Annotated in this window: 7 protein-coding genes; all 7 read right to left on the bottom strand. The window is 65.0% G+C overall.

Annotated features, from left to right (window positions below; all coding sequences use genetic code 11):
* Window positions 1-834: SDR family NAD(P)-dependent oxidoreductase (locus RMO57_RS03850; protein ID WP_310384397.1), on the bottom strand; the 834-nt coding region annotated here is incomplete at its 3' end.
* A gap of 94 nt (window positions 835-928) precedes the next feature.
* The gene (locus tag RMO57_RS03845; RefSeq protein ID WP_310384395.1) at window positions 929-2,083 is read right to left on the bottom strand and encodes an acyl-CoA dehydrogenase family protein; all 1,155 of its coding nucleotides are present in this window, start codon (window positions 2,081-2,083) and stop codon (window positions 929-931) included.
* Between the two features lie 17 nt (window positions 2,084-2,100).
* The gene (locus RMO57_RS03840) at window positions 2,101-2,925 is read right to left on the bottom strand and encodes an SDR family NAD(P)-dependent oxidoreductase (protein WP_310384393.1); all 825 of its coding nucleotides are present in this window, start codon (window positions 2,923-2,925) and stop codon (window positions 2,101-2,103) included.
* A 40-nt stretch (window positions 2,926-2,965) separates the two neighbouring features.
* On the bottom strand, window positions 2,966-4,150 hold the full coding sequence (locus RMO57_RS03835) for a lipid-transfer protein (RefSeq protein WP_310384391.1): 1,185 nt from the start codon (window positions 4,148-4,150) through the stop codon (window positions 2,966-2,968).
* Between the two features lie 179 nt (window positions 4,151-4,329).
* Window positions 4,330-5,301, bottom strand: a complete 972-nt coding sequence (locus tag RMO57_RS03830; RefSeq protein ID WP_310384389.1) for a nitronate monooxygenase family protein — start codon at window positions 5,299-5,301, stop codon at window positions 4,330-4,332.
* Between the two features lie 37 nt (window positions 5,302-5,338).
* Window positions 5,339-6,547: an acyl-CoA dehydrogenase family protein gene (locus tag RMO57_RS03825; protein ID WP_310384388.1), complete on the bottom strand. Its 1,209-nt coding sequence runs from the start codon at window positions 6,545-6,547 to the stop codon at window positions 5,339-5,341.
* The coding region (locus RMO57_RS03820) for an acyl-CoA dehydrogenase family protein (protein ID WP_310384386.1) at window positions 6,544-7,689 on the bottom strand (1,146 nt) is incomplete at its 5' end. The genes RMO57_RS03820 and RMO57_RS03825, both read right to left, overlap by 4 nt.

Raw genomic sequence — 7,689 nt, 5'->3', positions numbered from 1 at the left:
CGCATGCTCGGCCACCGTTTGCGGCGTCCACCCTTCCGAGCGCTGCACCGAACGCACCGGGCGTGGCTGGCTGATCAGAAAAATCTCGTTGTTGCGCACGGCGAAAATCTGCCCGTTGGTGCCAGCCGCGGCATCGCTGGCCAGGCACACGGCCAGCGGTGCAATCTTGGCCGGCGTCATCTGCTTGATACGCTCGACGCGCGCCTTCTGTTCCGGCGTGTCGGTGGGAATGGAGCCGATCATCCGGCTCCAAGCAAAGGGTGCGATGCAGTTCGAGCGAACATTGAATTTCTGCATGTCGAGCGCGATCGACTTGGACAGCGCGACGACACCGAGTTTGGCGGCAGCGTAGTTGGCCTGGCCAAAGTTGCCGATCAGGCCCGAGGTCGACGTCATGTGTATGTAGGCGCCCGACGCCTGCTCCTTGAAATAGTTGGCCGCGGCGCGGCTGACGTAGTAGGCCCCGTAGAGATGCACCTTGATCACGGCGTCCCATTCATCCATGCCCATCTTGTGGAAGAAGCGGTCGCGCAGGATACCCGCGTTGTTCACCACGCAGTCGATGCGGCCAAAGCTGTCGAGCGCGGTATCGACCATGCGCTGAGCGGCGACCGGCTCGGCGACGCTGTCGCTGTTGGCGACCGCCTCGCCGCCCAGGGCGCGGATCTCGTCCACCACCTGCTGCGCCGGGCCGGCATTGCTGCCCTCCCCGGCCACCGAGGCACCGACGTCGTTGACCACCACGCGCGCACCCTCGCGCGCCATCGCCAGTGCGATATCACGACCGATGCCGCCCCCAGCGCCGGTGACCAGCACCACCTTGTTTTCCATCATCTTGCTGTTGCCCATGCTCTTCTCCCTGTCAGTCGACGATAGTGCAACTTCTGCGGCAAACCCCCGGGCCAATAACGAAGGGCGGGATTCTGGATCATGGCTCCATGGAGCGCGCGATCAACTCCTTCATGACCTCGTTGGCGCCGCCGTAGATCTTGCCGACACGGCTGTCGGCGTACATGCGCGCGATCGGATATTCGCTCATGTAGCCATAGCCCCCGAACAGTTGCAGGCATTCGTCGAGGACCTGGCAGTTCATCTGCGTTGACCACCACTTGGCCATGGCCGCGGTGGGCGCGTCCAGTGTTCCGTCGAGGACGCGCATCACGCAGCTGTCGACAAAAATCCGGGCAATGGTGGCGATGGTCTTGCATTCGGCCAGCTTGAACCGGGTGTTCTGCATGTCGAGCAGCCGCTTGCCGAACAGCTTGCGTTCAGCGACGTAGGCCGTGGTCTCGGCCACCGCGCGCTCCATGATGACGGCAGCCTGCAGCGCGATCAGCATGCGCTCGCGCGGCAACTGCTCCATCAGCTGGATGAAGCCGCAGCCCTCGCGGGTCCCCAGGAGGTTCGCGGCAGGCACCCGCAGGTCGTCGAAGAACAGCTCGGCGGTGTCCTGCCCGGTCTGGCCGATCTTCTCCAGCAGGCGGCCGCGGCGGAAGCCGGCCAGCCCATCGGTCTCGATCATGATCAGGGAGACGCCCTTGGCACGCTGCGTCGGATCGGTCTTGACCGCGACGCAGATCAGGTTGGCGTGATAGCCGTTGGTGATGAAGGTCTTCGAACCGTTGATCAGGTACTCGTCGCCCTGGCGCACGGCGCTCGTGCGTATGGCCTGCAGGTCCGAACCTGCACCCGGCTCGCTCATGGCGATCGCCCCGACCAGCTCTCCGGTGGCCATCCGCGGCAACCATTTCAGCTTCTGCTCTTCGCCGCCGAAGTTGAGCAGGTAGTGGGCGAGGATGCCGCTGTGCACGTTGTTGCTGAAGCAGGTGACCAGGGCCCGCGCCTGCTCGGTGCAAATCACCGCCTCGTGGGCGAAGCTGCCGCCGCCGCCGCCGTATTGCTCGGGAATGCTGGCGCAGAGCAGGCCCATGGTCCCCAGTTTGCGCCAGATTTCGCTGTCGGCCATGCCCTCGCGGCGCCAGCGCGCGTCGTGCGGCACGCATTCGCGCTCGAAGAACTTGCGCGTCGAGTCGCGCAGGAGTTCGAGGTCAACGTCCAGCCACGGGCTGCGGTAGCCGTCCATGGTCTTCGTCCTCGGCCTCAGGGCCGGCCGCCGCCGCAGACCAGCACCTGGCCGCTGACGTAGTTCGATTCGGGTATGCAGAACAGGTACACGGCGCCGGCCGCCTCTTCCGCCGTGCCGGCGCGGCCGAGCGGGATCGTCGTTTCGGACGCCTTGAGACGATCCGGCTGGATGCCGACCTTGATCTGACGCCCCTCGATCTCGACGCTGGCTTCGCCGCTGGTCAGTGGCTGGGTGAGGCGCGTGGCGATCAGGCCGAAGGCGACGCTATTGACCGTGACCTTGTATCGTCCCCATTCCTTGGCCAGGGCCCTGGTCAGGCCGTTGACGCCGGCCTTGGCCGCGGCGTAGTTGGATTGCCCGGCGTTGCCGAAGACGCCCGAGGTGGACGACACATTGACGACCTTGCGGAAAACTTCGCGGCCCGCCTCGGCTTCCTTCTTTGCCGCATCGCGGATGAAGTCCGAGGCGGCGCGCAGAATGCGGAAAGGTGCCGTCAGGTGCACGCCGATGATCGCCTCCCACTGCTCGTCGCTCATCTTCTGGATCACGTTGTCCCAGGTAAAGCCTGCGTTGTTCACTATGATGTCGAGACCACCGAAGCTGTCGATGGCAGTGTCGACGAAACGCTTGGCGAAGTCGGGGGCCGTCACGCTACCGACGCAGGCAACAGCCTCGCCGCCCCTGGCTCTGATCGTCGCAATCGTTTCAGCAGCCGGTTCGGCGTCGAGATCATTGACCACCACGCGCGCTCCGTCGGCGGCCAGCTTGAGTGCGATCTCGCGCCCGATGCCGCGGCCGGAGCCGGATACCAAGGCGGCTTTCCCTTGCAACTTGTTCACGTTGTTCTCATCGTTGATGTTGATAGTGCTTGCACTGCGCTCATGCCACCTGGTACAGGGTGACGACGCAGGCGCCGCCCAGGCCCAGATTGTGCTGAAGGGCGAGTCGTGCGCCTTGCACCTGCCGCGCCTCAGCCTGACCCCGCAACTGCCACACCAGTTCCACGCATTGCGCCAGACCGGTTGCGCCGAGCGGATGTCCCTTCGACAACAGGCCGCCCGATGGATTCACCACCACACGCCCGCCGTAGGTATTGTCTTCGTCCATGATGAAACGCTCCGCGCCACCTTCGCTCACCAGGCCAAGCGCCTCATAGCTGATGAGCTCGTTGGCCGTGAAGCAGTCGTGAAGCTCCACCACATCGACATCTTCCGGACCGATGCCCGCCGCCTCGTAGACCTGGGCCGCGGCGCGCGCCGTCATGTCGTAACCAACCACGCGACGCATGTCGCCTTCATCAAACGTGCTGTTGCGGTCGGTGGTCATGGCCTGCGCGGCAATCGTCACACGCGATTCGACACCATGCTTGCGCGCAAATTCCGCCGAACAGAGCACCGCCGCCGCCGCGCCACAGGTTGGTGGACAGCACTGCAACCGCGTCAGCGGTTCAAAGATCATCGGCGAATCCAGCACTGCCTCCAGCGAAACCTCTTGCCGGAACACCGCATACGGATTGTTCGCGCCATGCCGCCGCGCCTTGACCGAGATGCGTGCAAAGGTTTCCGGCCGGGTGCCGTACTTCTGCATGTGCACCCGCGCGCCTCCGCCAAAGAACTGCGCGGCGCGCGGCGTCTGGGGCTCGATGCCCTGCAGGGCTGTCATGGTCTCGACGAAGCGTTGCATCGGGCTTGGCCGGTCGTCGTACGCGGGCTTGAGCGCCCCCGCCACCATCTGCTCGAATCCCAGCGCCAGCGCGCACTCCACCGAGCCGTTGGCAATCGCCTGACGCGCCAGAAACAGCGCACTGGACCCGGACGCGCAGTTGTTGTTGACATTGAACACCGGGATGCCGCTGAGCCCCACGCCGTATACGGCAGCCTGGCCAGAGGTCGAATCGCCAAAGACGTAACCTACGTACGCCTGATCGATCAGCCCGTAGTCGACACCAGCATCCTTGAGCGCCGCCTTCGCCGCCGCTGCCCCCATCTTCGGATAGGAGTCGCTCGCCCCGGGCTTGGTGAATGGAATCATCCCCACTCCCGCTACGCATACAGTCCTGCTCATTGTCGTTCTCCGTGGTATCGGCTCATCGGCCCGGCATGTGTCAACATGTCCAGGGAACCATTCGAACGGATCAGGCACCGACGTTGGCACCACAGCCGTCTTGTCATGATTTTGCTGGCAAGGCAATCGAACGGCATCGTCGGAAGCGACGATGTCAGCGTGCCGGCGTGCAGCGAAACCTACACCATGAGCGAGAGGGCACGCAACAGATGCCGGTGGCAATCGGCCACCATGCGCTCGATGAGCTCGGCGCAGGTCGGGATGTCGTCGATCAGGCCGATCACCTGGCCGGCGGCGATCATCCCGCCGTCCACGTCCCCCTGCTCGAAGGCCACCCTGCCGCGTGCCCCGGCGACGAGGTGCTGGACATCCGAGAACTGGGCGCCGCCCGGGCGCCGCTCGATCGCCACCACTTCTTCGGAGATGGCGTTCTTGAGCATGCGGGCGGTATTGCGCATCGTGCGGAAGACGAGCACGGTGTCGCGCTCAGTGGCTTTCACCAGCGCCTCCTTGATGTGATAGTGGATCGGCGCCTCTTCGGTGACGCAGAAGCGGGTGCCCATGTTCACGCCGTCGGCCCCCAGAGCCAGTGCCGCGGCCATGCCGCGGCCGTCGCCGATTCCGCCGGAGGCGATCACCGGGATCACCAACGCCTTGGTGGCAGCCGGGATCAGCACCAATCCCGGAACATCATCCTCACCCGGATGGCCGGCGCACTCGAATCCGTCGATGCTCACGATGTCCACCCCATCGCGCTGGGCGGAGAGCGCGTGGCGCACGGTAGTGCACTTGTGGATGATCTTCACGCCGTTCGCCTTGAGCTTGGGCAGGAACTCGCGCGGGCTGTTGCCAGCGGTCTCGATGATCTTCACGCCGCTCTCGATCAAGGCGTCGACGTACTCGGCGTAGGGTGGCTTGTTGATCATTGGAAAGATCGTGAGATTGACCCCGAACGGCTTGTTGGTCATGCCCTTGCAGATCGCAATCTCGCGACGCAGGTCGTCGGGGGTCGGCTGGGTCAGTGCCGTCAAGATCCCCAGGCCGCCGGCATTGGACACGGCGGAGGCCAGCTTGGCGCGGCCGACCCAATGCATGCCGCCTTGAATGATGGGATAACGAATACCCAACAGCTCCGTCACGCGTGTCTTCATGGGTCTGCCTGTGCAATTGCCTGCCGGTGCGCCATCGTCAGTCTCTCGGCATGCCCAACCCGCGCTCGGCAATCATGTTGAGCATGATCTCGCTGGTGCCCCCGCCGATGGCGCGCCCGAACGAGTCCACATAGTCCAGCATCGGATTGCCGGGGATTTCACCCTTGCCCGCAGGCCCGGTCTCCATGTACTGGCCCTGCCCGCCCTTCACGCGCGTCAGGAATTCGAAGAAGTCCTTCTCCAGGGAGGTCGCGGCGAATTTGATGATCGGCGGCGCGATGGTCTTGCCGTCGGGGTCGCGCTGGTTGTGCTCCAGCAGTTCGCGGATCAGGCCACGCACCGCCTGCAACCGCGACAGGATGCGCATGAACTCGCGCCGGTGCTGGTCGTCCTTCAGCCAGGCGGCGTCGTCTTCCAGCGCCTGCTTGTACAGGCCTTCGATGCGGTAACGGAAACGCTCGCAGTCCGCGAAGAGGATCATGCCTCGCTCGGCAGCCAGCGTGGTCGCGGCCACCGACCAGCCCTTGTTCTCTTCGCCGAGGCGGTCTTCCACCGGGATGCGCACGTCGGTGAGGAACAGCTCCGAGAACTCGGCGCGCCCGGTGGACTTCTTGATGGGCCGCACCTCCACGCCCGGCGCCTTCATGTCCATCAGGAAATAGGTGAGGCCGGCCTGCTTCTTGACGTTCGGATCGGTGCGCGCCAGCAGGATGCAGTACTCGGCGTGCATGGATTGCGACGACCAGATCTTCTGACCGTTGATCACGTACTCGTTGCCCACCAGTTCGGCCCTGGTGCGCAGCGACGCCAGGTCGGAACCGGCGCCCGGCTCCGAAAAGCCCTGGCACCACGGCGTGCCGCGTTGCGCCACGCCCGGCAGGTACTTGGCCTTCTGCTTCTCGTTGCCCCACGCCAGCAGCGTCGGCGGAAGGTGGTTGAGCGATACCACGTACATTTCCAGCCGCGGCGCGTAGGCGCGCGCCATTTCATCGGAAACGATGATGAGGTGCTTCAACGACAGGCCGGCGCCGCCGTACTCCAGCGGCCAGTGCGGCGTGGCCAGCCCGACCTTGGTCAGCTCGGCCATCCAGTCGCGCTGGTACTTTTCGAACTTGGCGTGATCCTTGCCGGCCGCGTCTTCCATCTCGTCGACGAATTCGGGCGGCGGGCAGACCTTCTTCAGCCAGTCGCGGATGGCGGCGCGAAAGGCCACCAGGTCGTTCTTCTTCGCCAGAATTTCGCTCATATTGGCAGCTCCAGCACAGAGCGTCCAGCGCGCATGGCGGCGGCGAACGCATCATTGACACGATCCAGTTGCAATGCGTTGTTTTCCACCATGGCCTGGCTCAGCCGGGAACGTTTCAGGTACAGGTGGCAGTCGAATTCCCAGGTGTGGCCGACGCCGCCGTGCAGTTGGACACAGTCCGCGGCAATGAGGCAGTAGGCGTCGCTCACGGTCACCTTGGACATCGAGGCCCAGGCCGCGCAATCCGGCTCATCGACGGCCGCCGAATGCAGGGCCTGCGCCGCGGCGTGGCGCGCCAGTTCGGATTCGATCTTGAGCCGCGCGACGCGATGCTTGAGCGCCTGGAACGAGGCGATGGGCCTGTCGAACTGCACGCGGGTCTTCATGTAGTCGATTGTCAGGTTGAGGATGGACTCGGCCCCGCCCATGCTGTCGGCGATCACCGCCAGCGACTGGTGCATGCCCAGGCGCGCGCGCCAGGCCGACGCCTGCGTGGTGTCGGCGACGAGGTGGGCAAGCGCCGCGCCGTTGCACTCGAGGGTGCAGAACGAACGCGTCTGGTCCCACAGCTTGTGCGCGGTGAGTCTGGCGGCCTTGCCGTCGATGTCGATCAGCGCCCAGGCTTCGGCGTTGCCGTCCTTCACTGGCACCAGCACCAGGCCGGCGGAGGCGGCGCTCAAGACTTCGGTCATCTTGCCGCTGACCTTGCCGCCGGAGACGGCGAGCGTGCCCGGCCCGGCCTGCAGCGATGCGGACGGAATGCCGATGGACAGGTCACCCGATGCCACGCGGGGAAGATATTTCTCCTGCAGCGCCTTGTCGGCGCAATCCACCAGCGTCTGCGCCGCGGACAGCGTCGACACGAATGCGCCCGGAGCGACGCGCCGGCCCAGTTCGCGATGCAGGACCGCCAGGCCCTGCACACCCATGCCAAGCCCGCCGAAGTCCTCGGGCAGTCCGACCGCCAGCCAGCCGAGTTCCTTGGCCTGGTTCCAGATCGTTGCGTCCAGTTCGTTCTTGCCGTCGATGAAAGCGTGCACCTTGCGGCTTTCGCTCTCGGTGGCCAGCACGTCGGCGATGCTCTCGCCCAGTGCCGCCAGGTCAGCTGTCAGGTCATCCATCGTGTCGTCTCCCTTGCAATC

The organism is Roseateles sp., assembly GCF_031397715.1.
Classification (GTDB): Bacteria; Pseudomonadota; Gammaproteobacteria; order Burkholderiales; family Burkholderiaceae_C; genus Paucibacter_A.
This window is presented reverse-complemented; position numbering and strand designations above follow the sequence as displayed.